Raw genomic sequence first — 25,066 nt, forward strand, 5'->3', positions numbered from 1 at the left:
ACCCGGCGCGGGAATGGGGGCACGTGAGAGACTGGCCCTATGACTGAGAAGGCGCACACCCCGGCCAACGGTTTGGCTGCTGAGGGGAAGTTAATGGACGACGTCGAACCCACCCTTGGGGGCGAAGCACTAGGTGCGCCGGGCGCCGGTGCGGAGGACGGTCCGCCCAAGGCTCCTACCAGTGTGGCCGACATGGTTGACCAGCCGGCCAAGGTGATGCGCATTGGCACCATGGTTAAACAGCTCCTTGACGAGGTCAAGAGCGCGCCTCTTGACGATGCCGCCAGAGCTCGCCTTGCAGAAATTCATGAGCGCTCCATCGCCGAACTAGAAGACGGGCTGGCTCCGGAGCTCGTGGAGGAACTCCACCGGCTGAGCCTGCCCTTCACCGAGAGCAGCACGCCCTCCGACGCCGAACTTCGTATTGCCCAGGCCCAGTTGGTGGGCTGGCTCGAGGGCCTCTTCCACGGTATCCAGACGGCGCTAGCGGCCCAGGCCATGGCGAACCAGCAGCTTGCTGCCAGGCTTGCCATGCACCAGCTCCCGCCCGGCACGATGATTGCACCTGGCGTGGTGGTGGGTGAAAATGGGGAGCCGCGCAGGGCCTCCTTTGGGGAGCCGGGAGTGCCCGGGGGCGGCCACGCGCAGGGCCAGCCCGAATCCGGTAGCCCCGGCCAGTACCTCTGAGCCGGAATCTCAACGATGCTCAAGGGACTTTTTGGCGCCAACCGCCAGGGGCGACGCGACGACGCCGAAATTGGCAAGGGTGTGTGGCGTCGCGCCCACGACCGCTTTCGGCGCGGCCTGGACAGGTTCCACCAGATGCTCGAAGGCGTTGAGGAGGACACCCTGGCATCAGGAACAAGGACACAAGCTGCCGAGAACTATGCACGGCTGGTGCCCATTGCCAACGGTTTGGCCGAGCTGTTGCCGGAAGTTCGCAGGATTGCCGCCGCGGCACAGTCGCTGGCGCCCAGTGACGGCATGGAAATCCCTTTCGGAACTGGCGGCTACCTCAATGACATCCACCGGGAACTATCGCGGGCCGGGAATGCTTTGGCCACCGCGGCCGAGTCCGTGGCCATGGTGCGCCTTGGCGCGGGGGATCTGGCCGCCGTCGAACGCAGGGCCGCAACAGTCCACGAACACGTCGGCCGGGCCGGGGAACTTTTACGCAGGGATCGCCTCGACGGGTAGTAGGGCTTCACGGGTGCCCGTCTCGAAAAGTGAGTGCTACCTCACCTTGCATTGGCAGTTAGGGCACCCTTGGCTGTAATATGATTACGAACAATAAATGTTCGCTAATTATTTCTTTGCCGAAAGGCCCCCCGTTGAAGACTTGGTTCAATAAGTCCGCGCTCAGCAAGACCGCCATCACAGCGCTTGCCGGCATTTCCATATTCACCCTGGCTGCGTGCAGCGGCGGCACCACGCCGGCCGCCTCCGACGGCGCCTCCGGATCCGCCGCGGATGCCATCACCGTCTACAACGCCCAGCATGAGACGCTCACCCAGGCCTGGGTTGACGCGTTCACCAAGGAGACCGGCATTAAGGTCACCCTGCGCAACGGTGACGATTCCGAACTTAGCAACCAGATTGTCCAAGAAGGCGCAAAGTCGCCTGCCGACGTTTTCCTTACCGAGAACTCGCCCGCAATGACGCAGGTTGAAAACGCTGGCCTGTTCGCCACCACCAGCGCCAAGGTTCAGGAGCAGGTTCCGGCGGAATACCGCCCCTCCACCAACAAGTGGGCCGGCATCGCCGCCCGCAGCACCGTCTTTGCTTACAACAAGACCAAGCTGACCGAAGCACAGTTGCCCAAGTCCATCATGGACTTGGCCGATCCGGCCTGGAAGGGCCGCTGGGCGGCTTCCCCCTCCGGCGCCGACTTCCAAGCCATCGTCTCGGCCATGCTTGAGCTCAAGGGCGAGGATGCGACCCTGTCCTGGTTGAAATCCATGAAGGAGAACTCCAAGGCTTACAAAGGCAACAGCACGGCCATGAAGGCTGTCAATGCCGGCGAGGTTGATGGCGCCATCATCTACCACTACTACTGGTTCGGTGACCAGGCCAAGACGGGCGAGAACTCCAACAACGTGGCCCTGCACTACTTCAAGAATCAGGATCCGGGCGCATTTGTCTCCATCTCCGGTGGCGGCGTGCTGGCTTCGAGCAAGCACCAGGAAAACGCGCAAAAGTTCCTGGAGTTCATCACTGGCAAGGCCGGGCAGACTGTCCTGCAAACGGGCACGTCTTTTGAATACCCGGTTGCCTCGGACGTTGCCGCCAACGCGAAGCTGACCCCGCTCTCGGAGTTGCAGGCTCCGAAGATTGACCCGGCCAAGCTGAATTCGGCCAAGGTCACCGATCTGATGACGCAGGCCGGTCTACTCTAGTACTGATGTCACAAGCAAAAAGTACGACGACGGTTCAGCCGTCGCGAGCACGATTCTCACGTATTGCTAGGGGCCGGGGCACACGCTCCGGCCCCTGGGCCGTCGTCGTCCTTTGTATCCTGATCGCCATTTTTTCCCTGCTGCCGCTGGGCTATGTGGCCGTCATGACCGCCGACGCCGGGTGGGACACCATTGTGAAGTTGGTGTTCCGTCCGCGCGTGGGCGAATTGTTGTTTAACACCCTGGCGCTGGTGGTAATCACCGTCCCCATCTGTGTGGTGCTGGGCATTGCCGGGGCCTGGTTGGTGGAGCGAACCCGGCTGCGCGGGCACAAGGTGTGGGCTGTGCTGCTCGCGGCGCCCCTGGCCATTCCAGCCTTTGTGAACAGCTACGCGTGGGTTAGCGCCATCCCGTCTCTGGGAGGGGTGTTTGGCGGGGTTCTGATCTCGGTGTTGTCGTACTTCCCGTTGGTGTACATTCCCGTGGCGGCCGTGCTGAGCCGCATGGATCCGGCTCTTGAGCAGTCGGGATCCTCGCTGGGGTTGGGGCCGTGGCGGGTGTTCTTCCGGGTGGTGCTGCCGCAGCTGCGGCTGGCTGCCGCCGGCGGTGCACTGCTGGTTTCGCTGCACTTGCTGGCCGAATACGGCGCGTTTGCCATGATCCAATTCGACACCTTCACCACCGCCATCTATGACCAGTTCCGCTCCACCTTCAACGGTGCCGCGGCGAACATGCTGGCCAGCGTGCTGGTCCTGCTGTGCCTGCTCCTGTTGCTGGGCGAGTCCAAGACCCGCGGCAGCGCCCGGTACGCCCGGGTGGGGGCCGGGGCGCAATCAAACCCCACCCGTCTTGCGCTGGGCGGTTTCCAGGCCCCGGCGCAGCTTGGCCTGGCGGCGTTGACCGTGCTGGCCCTGGGTGTCCCGCTGTTCCACGTGGGGCGCTGGCTGGTGGCCGGCGGCGCCGAGGTGTGGACTCGCGACGCCCTGATTAGTTCCCTCCTGCAGACGCTCGGCTACGGTTTGGCGGGCGCCCTGGTCACCACCATCTTGGCGTTCCCGCTGGCCTATTTGGTCATCCGGCACCCGGGCCCGGTGGGCAAAATCCTCGAGGGAGCCAACTACATTTCCAGTTCCATGCCGGGCATTGTGGTCGCCCTGGCGCTGGTGACCATCACCATCCATTACGTGCCCGGGGTCTACCAAACCGCCGTCGTCCTAGTGGCCGCTTACGCACTGCTGTTCATGCCGCGCGCGTTGGTGAACCTGCGGGCGGGACTGGCCCAGGCACCCAAGGAACTCGATGATGCAGCCCAAGCGTTGGGCAAACCCCCGCTCGTCGCATTCCTGAAGGTCACACTGCGGCTCACGGCACCTGCGGCGGCCGGCGGGGCGGCGCTCGTGTTTTTGGGCATCGTGAACGAGCTGACAGCAACACTGCTGCTGGCACCCAACGGCACCCAAACCCTGGCCACCGAGTTCTGGGCACTCAGCAGCGAGATCGACTACACCGGGGCAGCACCGTATGCGTTGTTGATGATCCTGCTCTCGGCACCCATGACGTACTTGCTTTTTGCACAATCCAAGAAAGTAGCCGGACAGTGACAACATCTCCCACGGCGGGCCAGAGTTCAGCGCCCAAGCCTGCGTTCACGCACGACGCCGGGCACGCCACCGAGCATTTGCAGGTCGCCGGGGTGCGCAAATCGTTTGGCGGCACCCAGGTTCTCAAGGGCGTGGATCTGACGGTTGCCCAGGGTCGCACCACCGCCATTGTGGGGGCCTCAGGCTCCGGAAAGACAACCCTGTTGCGGGTGATCGCCGGCTTCGAAGCACCCGATTCCGGCAGTGTTTCCCTGGGCGGGGTTGACGTGGCCGGGCCCAAGACCTGGGTTCCCGCGCACAAACGCAGCGTGGGCTATGTGGCCCAGGACGGTGCGTTGTTCCCGCACCTCAGCGTTGGGGCGAACATCGAGTTTGGGCTGCGGGAACGGGGCCGGGCGGCGGCATCCCGGGTGGGAGAGCTGTTGGAGATGGTGTCCATGGATCCCTCCTATGCCAAGCGGCGGCCCTCCCAGCTATCCGGCGGGCAGCAGCAGCGTGTGGCGTTGGCACGGGCACTGGCCCGGCAACCGGAGCTGATGCTGCTGGATGAACCGTTCAGCGCCTTGGACGCCGGATTGCGGGTGGCCACGCGCCGGGCCGTGGCCAAAACGTTGAGCGAGGCCGGGGTGACCACCATTTTAGTGACCCACGACCAGGCCGAGGCGCTCAGCTTTGCCGACCAGGTTGCCGTCATGCGTGACGGTGCACTGGCCCAGATTGGCAGCCCGTTCGTGGTGTACACGCGGCCCGCCGACAGGGCCACGGCGGAGTTCCTGGGCGACGCCGTGATCCTGGAGGCTTGGATGGAAGGATCGCTGGCGCTGTGCTCGCTCGGCGGCATTCCCGTACGCCGCCCCCCAGCCCAGGGCAGGGTGCACCTCATGCTGCGCCCGGAACAGATCCGCATCAGCGAGGGTGGAAACATTCGCGGACGCGTGGTGGACACCGACTACTTCGGCCCAGAGACCACCGTAAGGATTGCGCTGGCACCCATTGCCGTGGACCCCTCCAAGCCGGTGGACCCCCACCAGCCGGTGGGCGGCGAGGTGATCAGCATCCGGCACTGGAACGCGATGCTTGCCCGGCCCGGCACCGATCTTTCACTCAAGGTGGTGGGGGAGGGCGTCGTCTTCCCTTGGGAAGGCTAACCCCGGTGGCTACCGGCGCCGGTGCTTAATTTCCGAGTAGGTGGTGAGGCTGAGCAACAGTGCCGCGGCAACGCCAAGCGCTGCGGCCGCGGGCATCACCGAACTCAGCGGAATAAGAGCAAGGGACACTGCCACGGCAGGCAGAGACCACGGTGCCACCAACTTCAGCGCTTGGCCATAGCGTAGTGACACCAGCGCGTTCGTGGCATAGAACAGTGCCAACCCCACGCCCAGAGATATTCCGGCGCCCAGAGGCAGCGGCTCGTAGGGTGCCGGGATGGCCGTGGCGATCCCGGCGGCGATCGAGGTGACACCCAGAACCAGCAAAAAGGGCAGGAAAAGTGTTGTTTGGAGGATCCCGGCAAAGTCGGCCCTCGATTGCAGCCGTTCCAGCCCCGCCGACACAGTCCCCGTGCCGTATTGAAAGAATGCCCAGCCCAGGAACGAGACAACAAGGAAACCGAGCGCCCCGGCCAGCCCTGCGCCGGGATCCCAATCCGCCGAGACTTCGCTGACGATTGTGAAGATTGATTCGCCCAGGACGATCACGACGAAAAGTCCCAGCCTCTCCGAGGCGTGTTCAATGTTGACGTCGGCGGCCGCACGGTCTGCCCAGAGGCGGCCACCGATTGTCACCATGCCAACCTCTATGGCGATGGAGAACGCCCAGAGGATGACGGCGATGTGCAGCGGCATGAATGCCGCCACAAACCACAGCACGGCAGTTCCGCCGTTGTAGACCCAGATCCGCCACGGCGTCTCGGGTGACTTTTGGCGGTGCTGGTACAGCCACAGCAGCAACAGGATCACGCGCATGGCGGCATTGCCCAGCGAAAATGCCCAGGCCCGGTCTCCGAAAGCACCCGGCGCGGCGGCAGCCATGATTCCGGCCGCAGCCATGGCCGCCAGCATGGCAGCCCCTAGAGCCCGCGCGGACAGCCCGGGCAGAAGGTTGATGACCGAGACGATGTTGACCCAGGCCCACCAGGCCGGGAAAAAGAGCAGCACGAAGGTGCCAAATTCGCTGAACCCGGGGTTCCCGTGGATGCCGTGGGCCAGTTGCCCCACGAAAACCACAAAGACCAGGTCGAAGAACAGTTCCATCCAGTGGACCCGGCCGGCTTCTCGGGCGGCTACGTGAGATGCTCGCGGCCCGCCAGGCAGTTTCTCGCTCATGGGCCCATGCTAGGGGCAAGCTGAGAAAAAGGCGCCCGCAAATCAGGATTTTCCCGGTCCGTGTTCCCGCTCGGAAGTCGGGCGGGGACACGGACCGGATTTGGCCCGGTCTAGGCGGAGACGCTGGTGAGGTTGGGCGCCTGGGTGGGTTCGTCGTCGAGCATGGCAGGCAGGTGAACGGCTTCCTCATCGCGGTGCCGGCCAAGAATGGCCAGCGTAATGCCCGCCGCCGACCAAACCACCAGAACCAGCCAGTGGATTCCTACGGAGGCGTTCGGGAAATAGGACAGGTCCCGCAGCAGCGTTCCTGTGGCACCGGGCACGAACCACTGGCCGATCTGACCCCAGGCGCCGGGGAGGAACTCCTGGGGTGAGGTCAGGGAGGAGATCGGGTTGCCGATGAACATGGTCAGCACGGCACCGATCGGGATGCCCGGCTTGCCCAGCAGGGACTCGAGCCCCACGATGGTGATCGCAATGGCGAACAGGCCCAGCCCCATGGCCAGGGCGTTGAGCAGGTACGGCCCGGAGAGAATACTGAACCAGCCTTGCAAGATGCCGACCAGGCCCAGCCCTCCAGCCACGCCGTAGACGGCGGCGGCCGCCAAGCGGCGCCGGAAGCCTGTCACCACCAAGGAAATCAGCACACCGCCGATCATTCCCCCCATGGCCAGCGGCAGGCCCAGCAGGGCCAACCCGGTCCCGCGGGGATCCTTCGGGTTCAGCGGCGCTAGGTCAGTAACAGTCACCTTGGGCGCCGCGACGGGTTGCATGGCCGCAGTCACCGCGGACAAATCACCGGAGGCAAGGGCTGCCTGGAGATGGGCTGTTTGGGTGGCGGCCGCCTGTTGTGCCAGACCCTGGGAGATGGTGGCGGCTGCCTGGTTCATGATCTGGACAACCACTGGGCTGGCCGCTGAAGCCGTGAGTACCTCGATCCCGGATCCATCCTCGGCAATCACAAATGCGCCATAGGCGTCCCGGGTCTCGACGGCGTCGACGGCGGCTTCCCGGCCGTCGGCGGGGCTGATGGTGAAGGCCCCCGCCTTGTCGAGCTGGGCGTTCAGGGCGGTTGCTGCGGGGCCGCTTCCGGAGACGACGACCGGCAAGTTGTGCACGCTGGAGGTCACCGTGGGCCAGAGGAAGGCCAAAAGTACAACGGCGACAACGGCTGCGGCTCCCACGGCCGTTGCAAGTGTCAGGCCCCAGCGGGTGTGGGGCGGAGTGTTGGTGGACATGGAGACTCCTGGAAATGGTTTGCAAGAAAACGAATGTTCGTTCTTTATTAAGCCACCGTGGGAAGCCCTGTGTCAAGAACGATCATTCTCTTTTGGTGGTAATGTGCCTGACATGCCCCGCGTGAGTGACGAACATAGACAACTGATGACCCTGCGAATCGAGCAGGCAGCCTTGGAGTGCGCCCAGCGCAAGGGGCTGGCCGTGATGTCGATGGCGGACATCATTAGCGAATCGGGGCTATCCGCCGGGGCGATCTATGGCTACTACAAAGGTAAGGACGAGATCCTTGCCGCACTGGCAACACGCCTGGTGGGTGGAAGGGTGGCGAAACTGGATGAACTCGCGGCCCGTTCCCCCGTTCCACACCCGGCCGAGGGCTTGCTGGAATTCATGGGTTCGGTCTCCGGCCCGTTGCGCGATGGCAGTCTGGTGGTCCAGATTTGGGGGATGTCTTCACATTCGGAGTCCATTGGCGCCATTGCCCGCGATTCTTACGGACAGCTACAAGAGCATCTGGCTGCGTATCTGGCGGCCTGGTACGGGGAAACCCGTGGCTTGGCAGGCGAAGAGGGGACGCAGGCGGCAGTGGCCATCTTGCCGGCGGTCCTTGCGCTTATGCAGGGGTGGCTGTTCAAGGTTCCCATGGCGGGGACCCGGGACGACAATGCCTACCTGGATTCCGTGAGGGCCCTGCTGCGAAATCTCTAGGCCGCCTTCGGCCTCAGCGCGCGGCGTGAGTTAAACAAAAGAACCCCGAGTTATCGGGGTTCTTTGGGGCCTCCAAACAGAATCGAACTGTTGACCTTCTCATTACAACGTCATCACTTTAGATCATCACCGCCGGAACTTGGCGGTGGCACGATGAGTCTCAACGTCCAAATTGGCGAGCATGAAAAGCTGGAATCAACCTACGCTATGTTTGCCGTCCGCGACATGCAGCAGGGGAACACCTTCAGCGCGAACCATGGCATGGAGCAAGCCGCCATGCACCGCCATCTTGCCTATGAGCTACAGGACACTTCAGACATTGCATGGGCCGCATACTTGGCGTGGGCCGACGAAAAGCGCGCCGCGTGATCCGGCTGGGGCTGCTGCACGACATGGCCAACGCCCACGCCCGGAACTGCGCCCAGGAAGTCTTGTCCGGCAACCATGCGAAGGCGGGGCGCTTCGCAACAATGTATGCGGAGACGGTCACCGAGATAGAGAAACTTGAAGGCGCAGCTACCGTAAGCAAATGAACACACTTTCACTCCTCACCGAATGGCAAGCATGGCAACGAGCCGGGGGACTCAGCGAACGAACCATAGCGGAGCGAACAGGCACCCTGAACCACATGGCCGTGTTCTTAGACAAGGATTTGAGCGAGCTCGCCGCCGCCGGAATCATCACCTTTCTCGGGCGCAAGGGGATTGGGCCAGCCAGCCGGGCCACCTATCACGCGAGCATTCGGGCGTTCTGTGCGTGGGCCGTTGAAGCGGAGCATTTCACCGTCAACCCGGCCACGAAAACGCCGTCGCCTAAGCGTCCTAGGAACCTGCCCCGGCCCGTCGCTGCGGCACAACTCGGGGCCATCCTGAAAGCGGCCACCAGGAACCGAACCCGGATGATGGTCCTCCTTGCGGCGCTGGCAGGGTTGAGAGTGCATGAGGTAGCCAAGATTCAGGGCCAGGACATTGACATGGACAACGGCACACTGACGGTCACCGGCAAGGGCGGCGGAACACAGGTGATGCCGCTGCACCCGCTCTTGATCGACATGGCGCGAGGATTCCCGCGTGAAGGCTACTGGTTCACCACGTACAACGGGAACAAGGAGCGGGATTCGGGGCCGGTCCTGCCGTCGGCGGTCGGAACAGCCATCAGCCGGGCCATGGGGCGTGCTGGGGTCCACGGAACACCACACCAGCTACGCCACTGGTACGGGACCGCGCTACTGGAACAGGGCGTGGACCTGCGAACCGTTCAGGAGCTTATGCGGCACCAGTCCATCGCCTCCACGCAGATTTACACCAAAGTCAGCGACGTGCGCCGCCGCGCAGCAATTAACCTACTCGTGCTACCAGAGGCTGCTTGATTCTGGGCAGCAGAGAGCCGGGCCAGTGGTAACCCCACGGCCCGGCTTTTCTGTTTACGGGCGGACCACGAACACGGCGGCTAGTACGCCGGTGCCGATGGCTCCCATGACGAGCCGTCCGGCCCATTGCTGCCACGACTCTAGCCGCGTCACATCGGCGGCAAGGGCACCTGTCACGGCGGTGCGCAGGGCCACTTGTGCGGTGATCTTGGCCTCGATGCCCTTCTCAATGTTGCGCACGTCCTGCCAGGTGGGCCGGTCGTCCATTTTCTTGGATAGGTCACTGATTTGCCCGGTGATGCCTTCCAGCTTGGACACCACCACGGCCAGTGTCACTTCTTCAGTTTCAACGGGAGGGGTCATCGTCCTTCTTCTCGTGTCGTCCACCAGTGGTCTTCTTGGTGGTGTTGGCGAATGCCAGCCCGTTGCCCAGAACAGCGGCGGTCAGGGCCAGCCAGAGCGGCAGTGATTCGGCGGTAACAAGCCCGTAGAACAGGGCCAGCGCTCCTAGGGCGGCTACGATCCCGTACACGTAGCGGCGTTGCGTCTCACTCACAGGTGGGGGAGTCCTTCCAAGGTGTTTTCGGCGGCGTTGGCCCAGACAAAGTAGCCGGAGCGGGTGAGGTACCACGCGTTGTCACCGGTCCCGTAGGGGTCTTGTCCGGTGACGAACCCGCGCACGGCCAAGGTGGCACCTTGGGCGAGACCTTCGGGGTATTCCGGCGCGAGCGGTGCCGTAGCGTCGGGTGCGGTGCGGACCCACGCCACCGCGTTGGTCACGGTGCGACTGGCCAGCGAATCGGCCGGCGGGGCAGGCGTAGGTTGGCCGGTCACAATGTCCTGGCCGCGCAGGAACCCCAGTAAGCCGTCATAGCTGAGGGTTACTTCCTGGAAGGGGCCGGGGTTCTGGGACATGAATTGTCCGGTGCCGTTGCCGTTGTCGGAGAGGAACAGGGCCACATGGCCGTAGCCACGCCCGGCGGCGGGATCGTAGTTGACGTAGGCGCCATAGCTACCGGACCAGATACCCCAGGAACCATAGATGCCACCGTTCGTGGGTGCTTTGTCGTAGCTGTCCCAGTTCAGTGTCCAGAGGTCGCACGCGCCCACTGCGGAATAGGGCTCACCTTTGACGGTATCGGTGTTGGCGAGCCAGAACGCGGCCAAGCACTGGCCCCAAGCAATGGTGCGATTGCGTTGGTTGTCGATGAACTGCTTGATGGAAATAGGCATTGAATTTCTTCTTTCAGGTTAGGTTTTGCTGAACGGCGAACCAGGTCAGACGGACGCCAGTTTGTGTCGAGCCACCACGGTTATCACCGGCAATGTTCGCGCTGTTGACAGTGATTGTTGAGACACCGCAGGACGGAATAATTTGGCCGGTACTAGCGGTGACAAACACCAACGGTGGTGAAGTGAAAAGCCCAGGCGGAAATGTGATGGTCTGGATCGTCCAGCTACCACCGCCAACGTCAACCGGACCAGTGATGCCGGAGCAGGAGGGGCGGAAGCCTAGCTTGATGAGGGCATCGCGCAAGGCTGTAGTGTGGGCCGGGACGTTGGCGACGGCTTCGCCCGATACCATGACGGGGATTGTGTCCTTGAAGGGCATTACTCGGTTCCTTCGGTGTCGTCGGCGGTATGGGTGCCGGTGGTGAAGGTGGGGCGTTCCCGTCCCGCGTAGCCGTTGCTGAAGTCCGGCGGGTCGGCCAGCACTTCAAAGTGGAGATGATCACTCCCCGCGGTACCGGTGTGCCCCACTGCACCGATGACTTCCCCGGCTTCCACAGGTTGGCCCTCGGTGACGTTGACGGCGGATAGGTGGGCGTATCCGGTGAAGTGGGTGCCGTGGCTGATCAAGACGGCCACACCGGCGTGGTGGGTGAGCCAGGGATGGTGCTGGGACCATCCAGCGTGCACGATGGTGCCCGGCGCGGCAGCAGCGACGGGCGTGCCCTCGGGGGCGGTGTAGTCGATGCCGTTGTGGCCAAGCTGGCCTAGGCTGCGGTACAGGGCGCGGTTGGTGCCGAAGTCCTGCAAAACGGGGGCGTCGATGGGTGGGCGTAGCGTGTCCATGGTTTTCCTTTAGTAGTCGGCGGCTTTGCTGACGGTTCCCAGTTGAAGGAACGTCAGGTTTGTGAATTTGGTGAAGGGCATGTTGTTGTAGGGCGGTCGTGAGAGGTCGTAGAACGTGACCGTCACTGGTGCGATGAGATCGGCAGGTTCCAAGTCCAAGGAGAGTTTGGTTTCCTTGCCGAAGGTCATGGATGCGCCGTTGATCCGGTGGTACGGGCCGATCAGAGCCGGGGCGTCAGGGACGTGGACAAGACGGCGGAACCCGGTCATGGCGTTGAAGATTGACCACGACGGCAACGTTTCTGGCAGTCGGGCCACCACTACGTTGGCGCTATCAGCGAGCCGGTAGACCGGGTTCGCTTGTGCTGTCACCATGCGCTGTGCTTGCTGCCACGCCTTACCACTAGCGGACGGAAGATCAGTGTCCAGGGTTCGGGCCATGGGGCCGTAGTTGCTGATGGACGCGGTGTTGCTGATCGTCGCCGCCGCGTCCTCAGACCCGCCCTCGGTCGCCACCCTGTAGTTGAACTTGACCGTGTTCGATAGCCCGGTGATGGACGTGGACAGCGGACCCTTGCGGATACTTCCCGCTGGAATCTTCACCAAAGACGGATCTTCAACGATGGCTAGGGTGCCGCTGACGACTTCAAGGGAAAGGGTGGTGCGCGGTGGTGTGGCAGTGGTGATCAAGGTTTCGTACTGGGGAGACGCCATGGCAACGGTGCCGATGGAGGTAGCGATACGCTGAAACACCGACAACGCGGACTGGTTATCAATGTCCCGGTAGGCCAGCATGGTCTGATCTGAGGGGTTGGTTTGGAACGTCATCACGTTGGCTGGAACCAGTTGGCTTAGTCGCCCAATTCGCTGTTCGGCGTCCTGTGCTGGCCACGGCTCATCACCGATCATGAGCCGCCCGGCAGATGCCGTAATGTCCGATGCCTGAAAGCTCACCCAGCGGCCCGCCTGTCGGGTTTCGGTTTCCTTCTCAGTGAGCAGGTTCACGGTGTCTAGGTAGACGGTCCCCCCGGTCGGTGGGGCAGTCAGTCGCACGATGAACCGTGCCTTGACAGCGGTGGCTGGGGCTAGCCTTGGTTCCGTGTAGATCGGGAACCATGGCTGGTCGTTGACAGCCACACGGTGGTTGGGCACGTAGTCAGTGCTTATTGATGTTCCGGCAGCGTTGAACCACTCCACTTCTAGGTTGGGTTGGGAAAAGTCGTCGTTGGCGTGGGCGGTGAACACATAGGCTTTTCCAGCCACCACCGGGGCGCGTGGTGTCCGGATAATTGCAGCAGTGCCACCAATTGCACCGGGTTCCGAGGGGGCCTTGAGGCCCACACGGTGCGGGGATGCGGTGAGTAGGCCCGTCGCGGGAACGGGGCGGGCGGTGCCGGTAGTGAACTCCCACCCGGCCAGGGTGGTGAGGTTCCGGGAATTGGGAAAGCGGGGTCCGTAGGTGGCCCCGTCTACGTCTTCGATGGTGAGTCCGTCGATGCGGCCACGGAACACGGGGGCGTAGCCGGGCCAGCCGGACACCATATAGGACACGCGGTCATTCAAGGTGGGGTGAAAAGCGGCGTAATCCAGGGGGATGAAAATCTTCCCGGCCATGGTGGTGGGGCTCGGCTGGTCGCTGCACGTGTCGGCACCGTATTTGACAACGGTGGGACTGAATGCGGTGGGTACTTGGAACGCGCCGGGCACGCCACTGTTGTAGGCGAACCCGGAAACAGCCAGGCGGTGTTCGGTGATGGCTACCATAGCTCGGCACCGTTCAGGACGACGCCGTTGCGGCGTAGTTCTTCCTTCAGTAGTTTGAGGATCGTTTTGGCAGTCCCGTCGCCGTCGATCGCCCCATTCACAGTGAGGTCGATGTTCACGACAGTGGGTGATGCTGCGCCGCCTGAAGGGGCGAACGCGGCAGGGCGAAGCATGAACCCGGTAGCGCCGCCGGGGAAGTCCGGTCCACCTGTGGGGCCACGCAGGTAGGAGGTGGTGGCACCGCCTAGGCCGCTGGCGTTGGACCGGGCGTTGTTAGTGGCACCGAACAAGGAGCCAACCCAGTTGATGGCGTCCTTGACCCAACCGATCACTCCCCGGATTGCTCCGGTGATCGTGTCCATGGCCCCGGTTGCCAGCCGTGCGGCAGTCTGGAACGCGCCGGACAGTCCGTCACGGACAAAGCCGACAACGTTGTCGATGGTTCCGCGCACTGTGCCGAAGATTCCGGCCACCGTGTTCTGAAAACCGATGATGAATCCCACCACGAAATTGATGGTGTTTCGCCATGCGTCGGTGAAGAAATTCACGACGGCGTTCACGACAAACCGGATCGCTATGGTGACATTGGAGATTACTTGCAGCCACCCTTGAATGTAGGCGGTGACGATCAGCACGGCGAGGTTCCAAGCGTCCTTGAAGAATGTGACCACGTTGCCTACAACGTCCATGACGATGCCGAAGGCGACAGTGAAAACTGCTGTCACCGTGGACCAGTTCTCAACCAGCCACTGAATCAGCAGGCCGAACGGGCCAATCAGGATGGAGAGCAACAGGCCCCAGTTATCCTTAGCCCAGTTGACGACATTGGCAATGACTTCACCGATGAACTTGAACGCGCCGTCTACGAAGTCCTTGAACCAGCCGATGTTGTTGTAGGCGAGGATCACCCCGGCAACTAGAGCGGCAATGGCCAGAACAACGAGCATGACCGGGTTGGCCGACATAGCCGCATTGAAAGCCCACTGTGCGGCGGTGGCTACGCCTAGTGCCACCTTCTGTGCCACCATGGCCACGCCGCTGGCAACCATGGCGACTTTTTCCCGCGCCATCGAAGCTAGGGATGTCTGCATGGCCACGGTGCGGGCACCGGTGGCTACAGCCAGTTGGTTTTCCTGCCGGATCGCGACAAGCCGTAGGACGTTGTTCGCGGTCGTCAAGGGGACGGCCAGCACTTGCATGGCGTTGATGCGTTCCCCGGCGACGGCGGCGGCGCTCGATGCTACTTTCCATGCCACGAATCCGGCCACGATCAGCGGCATGAACTGAATGATGGTGTCCACGTGATCGGCCAGGAAGGACAGCCCGGCAGTAAGCACGTTCAGGGACAGTCCACCCAGCTTGACTAGCGCACCGGTGATATTTGGCAGTTGTTCCATGAACGCTTGGAACGCGGGAACGAGCGCTTGCACGGAACTGCCAATGGATCCTAGCGAGGTTCCAGCAGCACCACCGGCGGTGCCCAGCGATGCAATGAACGCGTCGAATGAAGAGAAGTCCAGCATGGCGAAAACGCCTTGGACGACGCGGGCGGCGTTGGCCACGCGCTCCATGAAACCGGGGAAACCAGAACTGGTCACGTCGCCGTCGTTGGCTTTCCATGCGGCAGCGAACGCCCGGAACCCGCCAATGATTTCGTCGAAGAATGCCAGGGTGTTTTTGGCGAAGTCGGCAATAATTGGCCCGGCCTTCGCCTGGAAGGTTACGGCGAACGCGTCACCGACTGGCTTGAGGCGTTCACCCAGCCCGTCCAGAATCAAGGTGATCTGGTTGAACACGTCTTTGAACAGGGGGAAGAATCCGCCGGCAAGGATCAGGCCGAAGCGGGACAGGGCGGCTTTCATGTTGTTGAACGCGCCCACGGTGGTGTCACCGGTCTTCAGCGCAGCACCGCCCATGCCCTTTTCCATGGCGTCTTGGAACTCGGCAAAACCGATCTTGCCTTTGGTGACGAGTGCCTGAATTTCCGGCACGGTCTTGCCCATGGATTTGGCCAGCAGATCGAACGCGGGAACGCCACGGTCTTGTAGCTGGTTGATGACTTCGGTAGTGACCTTTCCACCGGCGGCCACCTTGTTGAAGATGCTGCCCATTTCGTCCATGCCGGTCCCGGCGATGGTGGCAGTGTCAGCAACGATCTTCAGGGTCCGGGTCAGGTCTTGGCCCGGCTTGACGCCAGCGGCCACCACGTTAGCGGCAACCTTCGCCGCGTCACCCAGCCCGTAGGCTGTACCCTTCACTGAGGCTAGGGCCGAATCCATGACAGCCGTCACGGACGCTGTATCGTGCCCCAGTCCCTTCAGCTTGGCTTGGGCACCTTCAATGGCTAGAGCGCGCTCAATGCCGCCCTTGACCGCCAGCGTGGCGACGGTGAGGGCGAGTCCGCCCACCACACCGACAGCACCAGCGGCCACCTTCGCCACGCCACCAATGAGTGAAGTCACCTTCGACAGCGGGGAGCTTGTGGTTTTCAGGCTCCCCTCAAGGTTCCCTGTTGCCTTCGCTACGTCGTTAAGGCCGCGCTCAGCGTCTTTACCGTCAGCGACGATGCGGACTGACAGAACGGCGGATTTCGACATAGCGGGTCAGCTCTCCTTCTGAAGGACGGTGTAATAGGTGGCGATGACTTCGGAGTCTTCTTTGAGCAGTTCCCGGAACGGGATGTGCGTAGCTATGGAGATTTGAACTAGGAGTTCGCTACGGCTTCCAGGGGGAAAGGGTCGGCGCTCACGGCACCGGCGGCGGCTTCCTCGACGCTGATTTCCTTGCCCGTTTCATCCACGGGGAAACACTTCACGGCGCGCTGGCTCATGAACTCCTCAAAGTCCATTTCGATGACGCGGGAGCGCTTGGCGAGTGCGTGATGGGCCATGAAGTTCAGCCAGATCATGGGTGCTTCCTCGGTGGTGGGAAGGTTCTTGCGGGAACGGGTCAGTTCCCAGGCGCACCAGTCGCGGTTGTCGGTCTGGACGGTGTATTCCGTCAGGTCTTCCTTGCCAGGGATTTCCAGCAGGACGACGACGGTGGGTGTGGGGAGCTTAGTCACGATGAGTGCCTTTCAGATGCCGGTGCGGCAGGGGATGGGTTACGGGAGGGTGATGGGGGCGATGACCGGGACACCGATCAGGTCAAAGCTGAAGTCGGATGTCGGCTTGGTCTTTACGTCCCCGCCAATGTCGATGGCTTCCACGGTCAGAACACCGGTGATCTGCTTGCCCTGGGAGGAATTGGGGATGTAGAGGAAGGGCTGTTCCGTGCCACGTTTGGTGAACAGGTATTCCGTGGTGGATTTGGTTGCCCCGAAGTCCTGCAACAGGGTGCCGTCGAGCTTGAAAGACTCCTTGCGGTCGCCGGGGGCCTGTCCGCCGTCGAGTACGTCGATGGGGTCGCCCTTGTCCACGGAGGGGACGAGCTTGATGGAGGTAACCTGTCCTGAGAAAACTGTCAGGTCGGCGGTGTCACCGATGGTGAACTTGCCCGGCCCCATGGTGATGACGTTGGTAGTCATGTCATGCTCCTTCGATTGTGTGTAGGTATTCGTCTACGTAGTCCTCGTAGACGGGAATCCAGCGGCCTTCACTGTCTTGTGCGCCGTCGGATAGGAATGGTTGCGGGATGATGTTCCGGCCCGGCCAGCCCCAGTGAATCGGTGGTGCGTACGGGACGGTGGAGTTACCCGCCCGAATAATTGCGGCAGTACGTGAACCGGATGCCCGGATGGTGCGTTGGAGCCTTCCGGAGCGGACAGGGGCCAGTGCGGCGGACGCCCTGGCGGCAATGTCTGCCGCGTCCCGGTTGGGTGTGGTGAAGTCGGTCAGCCCTTTGCCAGCGCTGCGCATGGTGGCCTGTAGCTGCCTGGCGCCCTTGACCTCGATCCCAGTCATGGGGTCAACTGAAGGGTTTCGTTGAGCGTGAGAATGTAGGCCGGGTAAGCGTTGGATCGGGTTTGGAAGTTGGCCGGTTCCGCTGTGCCCAAGGGCATGTAGGCCAGTTCCATCGCGTCGATTACGTCATCCGTTCGCCGCCACGACTCGATACGGTTATCCTTTGGCCCGGAGACCACGTACACGTCCCACACCGCGTCCATGATGGTGAAGGTTGAGAATGTGAGCTTGGGCGGCTGGACCACCACCACCGGACCGTGGAACAGGGCCGCTTCCACGTCTTGAGAGTCCAATGTGACCAGAACGTTTTTCAGCCCGGCGGCGGCTATGGCGGCCTCGATCAGGGCTTGGATTTCAAGCGCCCGATCCACCCGGCTCATCCGATCCCCGGTTCTAGGAACGGGTCGAGAATGAACTTGGCGGCCTTCATTGGGTCGTTACGGGCACGCTGCGGAGTCATTTCCGGACTGTCCATGGCGGGCGTGCCGTTCTGTGTGGCGCGGCGTTTGTACAGTTCCGCCCCCACTTCCAGCACGGCACGGCGCTTGGTTAGCGGCGGGACTCTGGAACCCTTGCATCGTTCATCCACGAGTTCTTGGGCCTCGGCGTCGCACTCCGCGATGAAAGTAGTGTCACGGGCGTCCGCGCCTATGTAGTCCTTCAATGTCGTGGTGGGAGTGATTGGCTCGGCCATGGCTGGCTACGCGCCCAGTTTCACGGGGAGAATTGCGTCCGGGAACGGATCGGTGACCGCGTTCTGTCCCCACACCGCGACAACCTTTGTTAGGGTCTTGATGTCTTCCTCCTGGAGACGAGCAGGTGCGCCGGGGGACTCCAACGTCTTCAACGCGGTGGGATCGTAGAATGCGAACTTGCCCTTGCTCTTGGTGTCCAGCAGGGAGAAGCGGAGTCCGGCAAGGGAGCCGTCCACCTGGGACAGGTTCATTTCGCCCACCATGTTCACGCCGGTTCCGTAGACGTTCATCAGGCGACGGTCTCCGTCGCGCAGACGCAACAGGCGCTTGAACACGTCCACGGACACGTTCGCACCCGTCAGGACATGGCCGCGATTCTCGTAGATCACGGCTGCGTCCACGATCAGGTCAAGGTAGTCGTCCGTGTCTGCCGCTGCTGCCAAGTTCAAGAACGCGTCGGGCTCAGCGCTGGCCAGTTGCGCGGCAATGAGTGCCAGATAGGCGTCCTTGACAACCTTCTCGGAGTTGCTGGCGTACTTCTGCAACAGGGCAAGCATGGTGTCTTCAGCCACGGAGATCGTCGCGTTCTTCAGCGACTGGTAAGACATGTCAGTCCATGCGCCCACTGTCTCCTTGGGGGCCGTGTCGGTCTTCAGCGCGATCTTGCCGCCGTAGGTCAGTTCATCGCCTTCAGCGGCCTGTTTGCCGACTTTCGTAGTGTCGGACTTCAGACGGGCAAACTCGACGTTGCTGCCCTCATCAGGCAGTACACCGGTACCAAACTGGTTGAACATGCGGCGGCGGGCCGCAACGAACTTGACGTACTTGCCAACCCAAGAGTCCTTGACCACTGTGTCGGCCAGGGTGCCACCAGCAAATGCGCGGTGGAACTCAATGGCGGCCTCGTCGCCGTTGGCAATGGCGCGGGTGAACTCACCAAAGTTGCGGAATTCTGGAACGGTGGGGCCGGTTGTGGTGTTGGTGCCGATCACGGCAAGCTGGCGTTCCACAACTTCCAAGCCTTGGGAGAGCGGGGAAAGCGCCTGATCAAGTTCGGCGCGGGTCAGGACATCGGTTTCCATGGGTTTGTTGCCTTTCATTGGGGGAGCGCTGCGGAATTCGGAGATCTTTGCGGACTGGTATGCGGGGAACGTGACAAGGGAAAATTCCTTGGCCTGGACGCGTGTATGAACAATGACCTCGCGGTCCTGATCGTCCTTTTCCACCCGGTATTCGTCCATGCGGAAACCGATGGAGAATGAGTCAATCGCGCCGTCTTGAACAAGGGTCCAGGCGTCCCGGCCCTGCACGGTATCGGAGACTTTCACCGTTATTTCGAAACCTTCGGTGGTTTCACGGGTGGCAATGACTTTTCCGATGGGCTCGCGGTGCTGCCAGATCAGAACGTAGGAACCGTCAGCGGCCACGCTTCCGGGGTCGAACTTTTCTCTGTAGCCCCAGCCGCTGTCGTAGATTTCCCCGTAAGGGACACCTATGCCGGTGATTTCCCGTTTTTCGGTGTTCACGGCCCGGAACTGGAACGAGCGAGTGATCAGCCCGTTTTCGTTAGCGTGAAGGTCGGTTTCCATCAGGCGTTGGTCTCCTTGGGGGTGGGGGCGGTGGTGGGGGCGCTGGCGGCGATGTCGGCCTTTTGCTCCTCGGTAAGTGGTGCCTTGTTTTCTTCGGCACGCACTTCATCGCGGGTCTTCCACTTCCCGGTGAGCGCCAAGTTGTGGGCCTCGTACCGCGTCTTGGTGTCGGTACGGAGCAGTGCGTCAATGTTGAACCGGACCGTCTGACCGCGCGGGACCAGCGTTGACCAAGCTGCTTCGATTTCGCGGATGTACTTCATGAGGGTGAAGCGGACGTACCCGATCCAGTCCTGTTCCACGTTGGAATAGGTTTGTGAGCCGCCTTGGACGGCGGCCAGCATGATCGAGCCAGGGATGCCAAACAGGCGCGCCATCTGTGTGGTGCTGAACTGCTGGGATTCCAAGAACTGGACATCGGCGGGCTTCAGCAGCATGGGATCGTATTTCAGTCCTGCGCCCATGACGCGGATGGTGCGTTTCTTCTTACCGTCAGCGGGGGCGAAGTCGCCTTCACGATTGAAGGCGTCGCGGTAGCGCGCGGCCTTCTCGCCATTGATGTCCTGATCACTGGTCAGAATGCCAGTGGGTTCGTCGTTCTCGGTGAACCAGTTGCTGGCGTAGTCGCGCAACTCGATGTTTCCGCCAAGCTCTACACGGCATGCCTGGATGGGGCCAAGGCCACGGGTGCGGTTGGTAATGCGCAAGTACTTCAGATGCCGGATCGCCCAGGATTGGTACTCCACGCCACGCCACCAGTAGGACACGGTGCCGCGAGTTGGGTGCGGCTCGATGTAGACCTCTGCCGGGGTGAGTATCTGGATGTCTGCCACGTCGCCGGTAGGACCAGCGGGCCGGTTCAGGAGCCAGAATGCTTCGCCGGACAGTGCCAGTGACATCACGGTTTCTTCAATGAACGCGCCCCGGTCCAGAGACAGCGACGGGGTGGTGATCAGTGACGTTGGAGTCACGGTCTGTCCATTGCGTTCCAGCTTCACGGAGAGCTGGGCGAGACTCGTACCCAAGACTTGGGCGGCGCGGAAAACGGTAGAGAGCGTCAGCGCCTTTTCAGCCGTGACCGTGGCCAGTGTTGGTCCGGAAAACGGGGAAGTGATTCCACTCGATGACGGCGCAGCGGGTTCGTCTGAACGTAAGCCCAGGAACGTGGCGACTCTGTGAGTGAAGGACATGACGAGAACTAAACCCGGAGCCGAACAACGGCGGCAAAGGCCGCTGTTGCTCGGTTCCGCTCAATACTGCTCGGTTCCGCTCGGTTCTAGTAAATCTGGTCTACGTCGGCGGCGTCCGGGTGACCGTAAGCCCAGATTCCGACAGCGGACGCGATGACTTCACACACCGGTCCTGTGGACTTATCCCGGTCGATTCTTTCCGTTCCGGTCGTCACTTTTGTGACCACGTGGGCCACGGCGTTGGAGAATGACGTGGTGTTATCCGGCTTGAAAACTTTGTCGTCCCTTGCGGACGTCAGCCACGCTTCACAGGCCGTGCCAAAGTCGCGCATGCCGGTTGTGAAAACCTCTATCTTGGGGATGTTTTCATTCGGCGGATTGACCAGCAGGTCGGTGATTCGACGTGTGGGTCCACCATCATCAGCAGCCACCGCGCGGGGTTTCCACGTCCGATTGATGCGGCGAACGTACTCCACCAACCAGATCGAGCCGGGCGCAGAATGCAACACACGCGAGCAGGGAAAACCGCCGGCGTCGCGCCAGCTTGCCATGACGGCGGAACGGGCATTGCCGGGCGCCACTTCGTAGCTGATCACCACATCTTGACGGGACGGCACACCGTCCGGGGCAATGGAATAGAGCGCTTTCCAGTCTTCAACCGGAATGATGGGATTCTCAGCCATGGTCAGCACGTTCATGTACCCGCGCATGCGCTCGGCGTGGGTCATGCCCTCGCCGTACATGTCGGCGGTCAGAGTCGCCACGGTCTGAGTGTTGCCTAGGGCAGGGTGGAACGTCCACCATGTCGCAGGTTCGTCCGGGTCCAACCCATCCGGCATGGACCATTCAAAATAGGCCAGACCAGGCTCTTTCCCGGCGCGGCCCAGGGCTACCCATTTGTTCATGAAAACACTGGCAAGGGTGCCGCGCGTGGACAACATCCAGATTTGGGCATCGTTCTTGATCGTGGACATTGACGGGATAACGCCGCCTAGCATGGCGTCCCCGAGTTCCTCGGTGTACTTCCAAATTTCGTCGTAGTCCACCCAATGCGGCGTCTCGCCGTGGATCGCGGCGGGGCCGGGCGCGAACCGGGTCAGAGTTGAGCCATTGGCCCGGCAGGTCAGTCCCTCGGAGCCTTGGGAAAGATGCTTTTGGAACAGGTGGTCGATCGGGGATTTCTTTAGAATCTTGTGCAGATCCTTCATGCGCTTACCGGCGTCCTTGCCGGTCTGCGCGGTGCTGTAGCTGGTAATCTCTGGCCGTGTCATCATGCGATGCAGACGCAGCGGACCGGTGAGCGTGGTTTTTCCAGACTGGCGGGGCACCGTAATTAGAACCTTGGAATATTTGTAGTGCCGGTGGCCAAGGTGTAGATCGTCTTCGGACTCGCCCGGCCCAACGATCTGATATTCCGTGGCGATGTCCGCGACAAGCCGCTGCCAGGGCATCAGCGTTATTCCCATGAGCCGGGCAACTTTGGCGACTTCCCTGCCCTCGGTCAGATAGCTGTGGTCACGGTCGGGCGCATGCCTAGGTGGTGGCGAGTGCCTGAAATTGCGGCGGCGGGCAACCCTTGGGCGGGCTGTGCCCGTCATGGCTCCAACTCGGCAGGGTCTTCGTCCATCACATACGCCAGGACATCGGCCAGTTCGTCAGCACCGGCAACGGTCGGCTGTGGCAACATCTCAAAGATTTCTTTCATGGCTCGCAACAGGTTGGCTTGCCCGCTGGCGGCGTCACGGCTGGTCATCCGGTCAACCTTGCGGGCCGTGATCAGTGCCAGGGCCACCGGCCCGGAATCACCTACTGTGATCCACCCTTTTTCGGTGCGTTCCTTGACCGTCGCCATGGTCGCTTTCTCAAGGAATCCTTTTCCCGCTGGGTCGGTGGTGAACTCCTCGAAAATGGGCAGCATCCGTTCGGATTCTTCAAATTCAGGTTCGTTTTCAGTGTCATTTTCGGGGAACATTCGTGGCTCCTTTCGGTCGGATTTTTTGCTTTTTTTTGGGGAAGTCGGGGGGGATATATCCAGCTAGGCGCGGGGTGGATCACCAGCTACAAATCAGAAAAACCGGCCTGATCAGTCATGGCCTTCCAAGCGTTCTTCTGATGCTCTTCACACGGCTCAGACTCCGTTGGCATCCCACACTCAGAGCAGACGAAGCCACCCGGTGGACATGCAGCGGACCACTCATCAAGTGCATCCTCACGAGCGCGAGACCAGCGTGTGGTCATGTCGCCACTGATGGGCGTTGGCAAGTCGTGACGCCGCTCCTTCAGCGCAAGGTCAGCCACGGTGTCCCATGGAGTTGCTTCACTTACCATCGACTCGTTCAGTGCGTACTTGTCTTCACGGCGGCTCATGGTCAGTCCTTCTTGGTTCGGTTGATCATGTATGTGGTGGTCTTGGTGAATCTCTGGCCGTCCTCACGGACTATCTCCGTGACGGACACTGAAGCGCTGCCCATGTTGATACCGGTGATAGTGGCAGGATCAAAGCCCAGTGCCTCACACGCTGCATGAATGCGAGCCACTGGCATGGTCTTGATCATGCGGTTCATCTTCGTTGCTGGTGCCATGGTGTTCATTCCTTCGTGAAGTAGTGTTCGCCGTTCTCAATGAGTGCGGTTTCTTGGTCTAGTACCCGGTTGCCTAGGGAGTAGTTGCAGCGCTTGTGTGCTGGCTTGTTGGTCGCTAACTCGGTGATGCCGCCCTTAGAGCGAGGGATGACGTGTTGTAGCGATTCCTGCCCGTCACGGATGGGTAGGCCACAGATGCAGCACACCCACCCGTAGGTCTGCAACGCCGTGTCCAGAAGGGCACGACGTTGCGGACCAGACAGGCTGAGATAGTCATCAGCCATCGGTTGGGGCCGCGTTTTGGCGTGTGGCTTCCACCAGACTGGTTTTAACGAGATCGAGCGCTTCCTTGCGGCTGAATCCGGCGCGAACGTAGCTCATCATGAGTTCGTGGAGTGCAATTCCGGCCATGTTCATGTCATCCATTGCTTGCTTCTTTCGTCGTGGTGCGCGTGTTGGATTCCAGCCATTCGGAGACTTGGCGGGGGTTGTAGCGAATATTGCGGCGGAATTTGCTGAACGCTGGCCCGGTCCCGTCGCACCGCATGACGGAAAGCTCTTGCGTGGAGACATTCAGGAACAAGGCCAGTTCCTCGGGCGTCCATAGTGTTGGCATTACCGGCGGGCTCCGTTCACGAGCAGGACTAGGAACAGGACAACGAGTCCCCAGACGCCAACGGCCAGCAGGGTCACTACAGCGGTCAGCACGTTCCCCACCTTTTAGCGTCACCTTCGAGGCCCCACAGACGGAGGACTTCGGCTACCGTTGCGGACGTGTCTAGGACACCATGGATGTGGATGGTTGGCCCTACGCTGGGATTGTTCGATTCAACCAACGTAGGAGATTTAGAATGGCTAACTTTTTGCACGTCGCTGGAAACACTTTTGAGCTCGCTGCACATTACACATGGAGCGACTTGGACGAGAGCATGAAGAAATTCCACGCTAATGGTGATCGTTTCCCCCGTGCGCAGTTCACTACTGTTGACGGCGGTGTAGTCCAGTTCCGCTTGACGGATGAGACGCCCTATGCCTTCAGCACTGACACCAAAGCCCACCAAGTCAGGTAGGGAAAGCGTTCCGGCGCTGGCGTCCCACGGGTGCAAATGCCCGTGGCACGCCATGCCGTCCGGCGAACTGTGCTCAAGAATCGTCCAGACTTGGTGATGCGTGAATGTGATGGTCATTTGGCTTCCTCTTTGGCTTGTTCGCGCTTGTATGTCTGGACAAAATGGGCGGCGTGATCGCGCAGGGCGCTCATGTAATCCGCCCACCGTTCGGCTCGTGCGAAAGCTGCTGACATCGGGTCATCTTCGGCTGCTTTGAATGCTGCTGCGGTCTCGTAGACGCGTTCCGCGAGCGTGGTCCTAGTCATGCGTTCACAAGCGACGCGTAGAGCGGCGATGGTTTCAGGTGACGCGCCATCGTTACGGCGGTGTCGCGGGGCAGTGGTCATTTTGCTCTTCCTGGGTGATGGGCGGGGCACCAAAAGAACTTTTGGCCGATGTATCGGCGCTTGGTCACTGTGGTGCATCCGTCGTGGGCGCAATTGATGATTGGTGAGTTCAAGCCTGCGGCGGTGCAGGTCTGGCAGTATCGGCTTGCGTGGTTGTGGCGTGGTTGGCCACAGG

General features: G+C 61.5%; 33 protein-coding genes. 8 read left to right on the plus strand and 25 right to left on the minus strand.

Annotation, left to right across the window (positions count from 1 at the left end):
- Positions 1-39 precede the first annotated feature (39 nt).
- From CXQ94_RS05855 to CXQ94_RS05875, 5 genes are all read left to right on the plus strand, one after another.
- Entirely contained in the window at positions 40-687 is a 648-nt protein-coding gene (locus CXQ94_RS05855) for a bacterial proteasome activator family protein (RefSeq protein WP_104087247.1), read from the plus strand.
- Positions 688-702: 15 nt separating this feature from the next.
- On the plus strand, positions 703-1,197 hold the full coding sequence (locus CXQ94_RS05860) for a hypothetical protein (protein WP_104087248.1): 495 nt from the start codon (positions 703-705) through the stop codon (positions 1,195-1,197).
- Between the two features lie 134 nt (positions 1,198-1,331).
- Positions 1,332-2,396, plus strand: a complete 1,065-nt coding sequence (locus CXQ94_RS05865) for an iron ABC transporter substrate-binding protein (protein ID WP_258066778.1) — start codon at positions 1,332-1,334, stop codon at positions 2,394-2,396.
- Positions 2,397-2,401: 5 nt separating this feature from the next.
- Complete coding sequence (locus tag CXQ94_RS05870; RefSeq protein ID WP_104087250.1) at positions 2,402-3,997, plus strand: iron ABC transporter permease; 1,596 nt, start codon at positions 2,402-2,404, stop codon at positions 3,995-3,997.
- Positions 3,998-4,074: 77 nt separating this feature from the next.
- On the plus strand, positions 4,075-5,145 hold the full coding sequence (locus CXQ94_RS05875) for an ABC transporter ATP-binding protein (protein ID WP_258066790.1): 1,071 nt from the start codon (positions 4,075-4,077) through the stop codon (positions 5,143-5,145).
- Positions 5,146-5,154: 9 nt separating this feature from the next.
- Here the strand turns inward: CXQ94_RS05875 and CXQ94_RS05880 are convergent, their stop codons facing one another.
- Both CXQ94_RS05880 and CXQ94_RS05885 read right to left on the minus strand, forming a co-directional pair.
- Complete coding sequence (locus tag CXQ94_RS05880; RefSeq protein ID WP_104087252.1) at positions 5,155-6,321, minus strand: low temperature requirement protein A; 1,167 nt, start codon at positions 6,319-6,321, stop codon at positions 5,155-5,157.
- Between the two features lie 110 nt (positions 6,322-6,431).
- Positions 6,432-7,559, minus strand: a complete 1,128-nt coding sequence (locus tag CXQ94_RS05885) for an ABC transporter permease (protein WP_181034087.1) — start codon at positions 7,557-7,559, stop codon at positions 6,432-6,434.
- Positions 7,560-7,704: 145 nt separating this feature from the next.
- Between CXQ94_RS05885 and CXQ94_RS22480 the strand changes: the two genes are divergently transcribed.
- From CXQ94_RS22480 to CXQ94_RS05900, 3 genes are all read left to right on the plus strand, one after another.
- Positions 7,705-8,268 (plus strand): TetR/AcrR family transcriptional regulator, encoded by a 564-nt coding sequence (locus CXQ94_RS22480; RefSeq protein WP_181034088.1) that lies wholly within the window; start codon positions 7,705-7,707, stop codon positions 8,266-8,268.
- A 153-nt stretch (positions 8,269-8,421) separates the two neighbouring features.
- Positions 8,422-8,637: a hypothetical protein gene (locus CXQ94_RS05895; RefSeq protein ID WP_104087255.1), complete on the plus strand. Its 216-nt coding sequence runs from the start codon at positions 8,422-8,424 to the stop codon at positions 8,635-8,637.
- Between the two features lie 160 nt (positions 8,638-8,797).
- Complete coding sequence (locus CXQ94_RS05900) at positions 8,798-9,637, plus strand: tyrosine-type recombinase/integrase (protein WP_104087256.1); 840 nt, start codon at positions 8,798-8,800, stop codon at positions 9,635-9,637.
- Positions 9,638-9,691: 54 nt separating this feature from the next.
- Here the strand turns inward: CXQ94_RS05900 and CXQ94_RS05905 are convergent, their stop codons facing one another.
- The 23 genes from CXQ94_RS05905 to CXQ94_RS06010 form a co-directional block, all read right to left on the minus strand.
- Positions 9,692-10,000: a hypothetical protein gene (locus tag CXQ94_RS05905; protein ID WP_104087257.1), complete on the minus strand. Its 309-nt coding sequence runs from the start codon at positions 9,998-10,000 to the stop codon at positions 9,692-9,694.
- Positions 9,984-10,193: a hypothetical protein gene (locus CXQ94_RS05910; protein ID WP_219816985.1), complete on the minus strand. Its 210-nt coding sequence runs from the start codon at positions 10,191-10,193 to the stop codon at positions 9,984-9,986. The genes CXQ94_RS05905 and CXQ94_RS05910 overlap by 17 nt, the downstream gene beginning before the upstream one ends.
- The gene (locus CXQ94_RS05915) at positions 10,190-10,870 is read right to left on the minus strand and encodes a hypothetical protein (protein ID WP_104087258.1); all 681 of its coding nucleotides are present in this window, start codon (positions 10,868-10,870) and stop codon (positions 10,190-10,192) included. Before CXQ94_RS05915 ends, CXQ94_RS05910 begins: the two co-directional genes overlap by 4 nt.
- Before the next feature lie 13 nt (positions 10,871-10,883).
- The gene (locus CXQ94_RS05920; protein WP_104087259.1) at positions 10,884-11,249 is read right to left on the minus strand and encodes a hypothetical protein; all 366 of its coding nucleotides are present in this window, start codon (positions 11,247-11,249) and stop codon (positions 10,884-10,886) included.
- The gene (locus CXQ94_RS05925) at positions 11,249-11,713 is read right to left on the minus strand and encodes a murein hydrolase activator EnvC (protein ID WP_104087260.1); all 465 of its coding nucleotides are present in this window, start codon (positions 11,711-11,713) and stop codon (positions 11,249-11,251) included. The genes CXQ94_RS05920 and CXQ94_RS05925 overlap by 1 nt, the downstream gene beginning before the upstream one ends.
- A gap of 9 nt (positions 11,714-11,722) precedes the next feature.
- A complete protein-coding gene (locus tag CXQ94_RS05930) occupies positions 11,723-13,477 on the minus strand; it encodes a hypothetical protein (RefSeq protein ID WP_104087261.1) in 1,755 nt (584 codons plus the stop codon).
- Positions 13,471-16,074, minus strand: a complete 2,604-nt coding sequence (locus CXQ94_RS05935; protein ID WP_104087262.1) for a tape measure protein — start codon at positions 16,072-16,074, stop codon at positions 13,471-13,473. The genes CXQ94_RS05930 and CXQ94_RS05935 overlap by 7 nt, the downstream gene beginning before the upstream one ends.
- Positions 16,075-16,181: 107 nt before the next feature.
- Entirely contained in the window at positions 16,182-16,541 is a 360-nt protein-coding gene (locus tag CXQ94_RS05940) for a hypothetical protein (RefSeq protein ID WP_104087263.1), read from the minus strand.
- 39 nt (positions 16,542-16,580) lie between these two features.
- Positions 16,581-17,003, minus strand: a complete 423-nt coding sequence (locus CXQ94_RS05945; RefSeq protein ID WP_104087264.1) for a hypothetical protein — start codon at positions 17,001-17,003, stop codon at positions 16,581-16,583.
- 1 nt (position 17,004) lies between these two features.
- The gene (locus tag CXQ94_RS05950) at positions 17,005-17,379 is read right to left on the minus strand and encodes a hypothetical protein (protein ID WP_104087265.1); all 375 of its coding nucleotides are present in this window, start codon (positions 17,377-17,379) and stop codon (positions 17,005-17,007) included.
- Positions 17,376-17,759 (minus strand): hypothetical protein, encoded by a 384-nt coding sequence (locus CXQ94_RS05955; RefSeq protein WP_104087266.1) that lies wholly within the window; start codon positions 17,757-17,759, stop codon positions 17,376-17,378. The genes CXQ94_RS05950 and CXQ94_RS05955 overlap by 4 nt, the downstream gene beginning before the upstream one ends.
- A complete protein-coding gene (locus tag CXQ94_RS05960; RefSeq protein WP_104087267.1) occupies positions 17,756-18,073 on the minus strand; it encodes a hypothetical protein in 318 nt (105 codons plus the stop codon). Before CXQ94_RS05960 ends, CXQ94_RS05955 begins: the two co-directional genes overlap by 4 nt.
- Positions 18,074-18,079: 6 nt before the next feature.
- The gene (locus tag CXQ94_RS05965; RefSeq protein ID WP_104087268.1) at positions 18,080-19,663 is read right to left on the minus strand and encodes an HK97 family phage prohead protease; all 1,584 of its coding nucleotides are present in this window, start codon (positions 19,661-19,663) and stop codon (positions 18,080-18,082) included.
- Positions 19,663-20,853, minus strand: a complete 1,191-nt coding sequence (locus CXQ94_RS05970; RefSeq protein ID WP_104087269.1) for a phage portal protein — start codon at positions 20,851-20,853, stop codon at positions 19,663-19,665. The genes CXQ94_RS05965 and CXQ94_RS05970 overlap by 1 nt, the downstream gene beginning before the upstream one ends.
- Before the next feature lie 86 nt (positions 20,854-20,939).
- Entirely contained in the window at positions 20,940-22,451 is a 1,512-nt protein-coding gene (locus CXQ94_RS05975) for a terminase large subunit (protein ID WP_146070239.1), read from the minus strand.
- On the minus strand, positions 22,448-22,825 hold the full coding sequence (locus tag CXQ94_RS05980; RefSeq protein WP_104087271.1) for a hypothetical protein: 378 nt from the start codon (positions 22,823-22,825) through the stop codon (positions 22,448-22,450). The genes CXQ94_RS05975 and CXQ94_RS05980 overlap by 4 nt, the downstream gene beginning before the upstream one ends.
- A gap of 86 nt (positions 22,826-22,911) precedes the next feature.
- Positions 22,912-23,220 (minus strand): hypothetical protein, encoded by a 309-nt coding sequence (locus CXQ94_RS05985; protein ID WP_104087272.1) that lies wholly within the window; start codon positions 23,218-23,220, stop codon positions 22,912-22,914.
- Between the two features lie 2 nt (positions 23,221-23,222).
- The gene (locus CXQ94_RS05990) at positions 23,223-23,435 is read right to left on the minus strand and encodes a hypothetical protein (RefSeq protein WP_146070240.1); all 213 of its coding nucleotides are present in this window, start codon (positions 23,433-23,435) and stop codon (positions 23,223-23,225) included.
- Positions 23,436-23,440: 5 nt separating this feature from the next.
- A complete protein-coding gene (locus CXQ94_RS05995; protein ID WP_104087274.1) occupies positions 23,441-23,719 on the minus strand; it encodes an HNH endonuclease in 279 nt (92 codons plus the stop codon).
- A complete protein-coding gene (locus CXQ94_RS22485; RefSeq protein WP_181034089.1) occupies positions 23,712-23,861 on the minus strand; it encodes a hypothetical protein in 150 nt (49 codons plus the stop codon). The genes CXQ94_RS05995 and CXQ94_RS22485 overlap by 8 nt, the downstream gene beginning before the upstream one ends.
- Complete coding sequence (locus CXQ94_RS06000) at positions 23,854-24,051, minus strand: helix-turn-helix domain-containing protein (RefSeq protein ID WP_104087275.1); 198 nt, start codon at positions 24,049-24,051, stop codon at positions 23,854-23,856. Before CXQ94_RS06000 ends, CXQ94_RS22485 begins: the two co-directional genes overlap by 8 nt.
- A gap of 85 nt (positions 24,052-24,136) precedes the next feature.
- Complete coding sequence (locus CXQ94_RS22150; protein ID WP_146070241.1) at positions 24,137-24,622, minus strand: hypothetical protein; 486 nt, start codon at positions 24,620-24,622, stop codon at positions 24,137-24,139.
- On the minus strand, positions 24,619-24,891 hold the full coding sequence (locus CXQ94_RS06010) for a hypothetical protein (RefSeq protein ID WP_104087277.1): 273 nt from the start codon (positions 24,889-24,891) through the stop codon (positions 24,619-24,621). Before CXQ94_RS06010 ends, CXQ94_RS22150 begins: the two co-directional genes overlap by 4 nt.
- Positions 24,892-25,066: the final 175 nt, after the last annotated feature.

The organism is Arthrobacter sp. GMC3, from assembly GCF_002929305.1.
Lineage (GTDB): Bacteria > Actinomycetota > Actinomycetes > Actinomycetales > Micrococcaceae > Specibacter.

What these genes read in the sequence shown, in the direction of transcription:
- CXQ94_RS05885 (WP_181034087.1), bottom strand. Translation starts at nt 7,559, where the DNA reads ATGTCCACCAACACTCCGCCCCACACCCGCTGGGGCCTGACACTTGCA.
- CXQ94_RS22480 (WP_181034088.1), top strand. Translation starts at nt 7,705, where the DNA reads ATGACCCTGCGAATCGAGCAGGCAGCCTTGGAGTGCGCCCAGCGCAAG.
- CXQ94_RS05960 (WP_104087267.1), bottom strand. Translation starts at nt 18,073, where the DNA reads ATGGCCGAGCCAATCACTCCCACCACGACATTGAAGGACTACATAGGC.
- CXQ94_RS06000 (WP_104087275.1), bottom strand. Translation starts at nt 24,051, where the DNA reads ATGCCAACACTATGGACGCCCGAGGAACTGGCCTTGTTCCTGAATGTC.
- CXQ94_RS05900 (WP_104087256.1), top strand. Translation starts at nt 8,798, where the DNA reads ATGAACACACTTTCACTCCTCACCGAATGGCAAGCATGGCAACGAGCC.
- CXQ94_RS05950 (WP_104087265.1), bottom strand. Translation starts at nt 17,379, where the DNA reads ATGACTGGGATCGAGGTCAAGGGCGCCAGGCAGCTACAGGCCACCATG.
- CXQ94_RS05920 (WP_104087259.1), bottom strand. Translation starts at nt 11,249, where the DNA reads ATGCCCTTCAAGGACACAATCCCCGTCATGGTATCGGGCGAAGCCGTC.
- CXQ94_RS05925 (WP_104087260.1), bottom strand. Translation starts at nt 11,713, where the DNA reads ATGGACACGCTACGCCCACCCATCGACGCCCCCGTTTTGCAGGACTTC.
- CXQ94_RS05965 (WP_104087268.1), bottom strand. Translation starts at nt 19,663, where the DNA reads ATGGAAACCGACCTTCACGCTAACGAAAACGGGCTGATCACTCGCTCG.
- CXQ94_RS05860 (WP_104087248.1), top strand. Translation starts at nt 703, where the DNA reads ATGCTCAAGGGACTTTTTGGCGCCAACCGCCAGGGGCGACGCGACGAC.
- CXQ94_RS05985 (WP_104087272.1), bottom strand. Translation starts at nt 23,220, where the DNA reads ATGAGCCGCCGTGAAGACAAGTACGCACTGAACGAGTCGATGGTAAGT.
- CXQ94_RS05970 (WP_104087269.1), bottom strand. Translation starts at nt 20,853, where the DNA reads ATGTCCTTCACTCACAGAGTCGCCACGTTCCTGGGCTTACGTTCAGAC.
- CXQ94_RS05895 (WP_104087255.1), top strand. Translation starts at nt 8,422, where the DNA reads ATGAGTCTCAACGTCCAAATTGGCGAGCATGAAAAGCTGGAATCAACC.
- CXQ94_RS05915 (WP_104087258.1), bottom strand. Translation starts at nt 10,870, where the DNA reads ATGCCTATTTCCATCAAGCAGTTCATCGACAACCAACGCAATCGCACC.
- CXQ94_RS05930 (WP_104087261.1), bottom strand. Translation starts at nt 13,477, where the DNA reads ATGGTAGCCATCACCGAACACCGCCTGGCTGTTTCCGGGTTCGCCTAC.
- CXQ94_RS22485 (WP_181034089.1), bottom strand. Translation starts at nt 23,861, where the DNA reads ATGGATGACATGAACATGGCCGGAATTGCACTCCACGAACTCATGATG.
- CXQ94_RS22150 (WP_146070241.1), bottom strand. Translation starts at nt 24,622, where the DNA reads ATGACCATCACATTCACGCATCACCAAGTCTGGACGATTCTTGAGCAC.
- CXQ94_RS05980 (WP_104087271.1), bottom strand. Translation starts at nt 22,825, where the DNA reads ATGTTCCCCGAAAATGACACTGAAAACGAACCTGAATTTGAAGAATCC.
- CXQ94_RS05955 (WP_104087266.1), bottom strand. Translation starts at nt 17,759, where the DNA reads ATGAGCCGGGTGGATCGGGCGCTTGAAATCCAAGCCCTGATCGAGGCC.
- CXQ94_RS05975 (WP_146070239.1), bottom strand. Translation starts at nt 22,451, where the DNA reads ATGACGGGCACAGCCCGCCCAAGGGTTGCCCGCCGCCGCAATTTCAGG.
- CXQ94_RS05905 (WP_104087257.1), bottom strand. Translation starts at nt 10,000, where the DNA reads ATGACCCCTCCCGTTGAAACTGAAGAAGTGACACTGGCCGTGGTGGTG.
- CXQ94_RS05990 (WP_146070240.1), bottom strand. Translation starts at nt 23,435, where the DNA reads ATGGCACCAGCAACGAAGATGAACCGCATGATCAAGACCATGCCAGTG.
- CXQ94_RS05945 (WP_104087264.1), bottom strand. Translation starts at nt 17,003, where the DNA reads ATGACTACCAACGTCATCACCATGGGGCCGGGCAAGTTCACCATCGGT.
- CXQ94_RS05880 (WP_104087252.1), bottom strand. Translation starts at nt 6,321, where the DNA reads ATGAGCGAGAAACTGCCTGGCGGGCCGCGAGCATCTCACGTAGCCGCC.
- CXQ94_RS05870 (WP_104087250.1), top strand. Translation starts at nt 2,402, where the DNA reads ATGTCACAAGCAAAAAGTACGACGACGGTTCAGCCGTCGCGAGCACGA.
- CXQ94_RS05995 (WP_104087274.1), bottom strand. Translation starts at nt 23,719, where the DNA reads ATGGCTGATGACTATCTCAGCCTGTCTGGTCCGCAACGTCGTGCCCTT.
- CXQ94_RS05855 (WP_104087247.1), top strand. Translation starts at nt 40, where the DNA reads ATGACTGAGAAGGCGCACACCCCGGCCAACGGTTTGGCTGCTGAGGGG.
- CXQ94_RS06010 (WP_104087277.1), bottom strand. Translation starts at nt 24,891, where the DNA reads ATGACCACTGCCCCGCGACACCGCCGTAACGATGGCGCGTCACCTGAA.
- CXQ94_RS05935 (WP_104087262.1), bottom strand. Translation starts at nt 16,074, where the DNA reads ATGTCGAAATCCGCCGTTCTGTCAGTCCGCATCGTCGCTGACGGTAAA.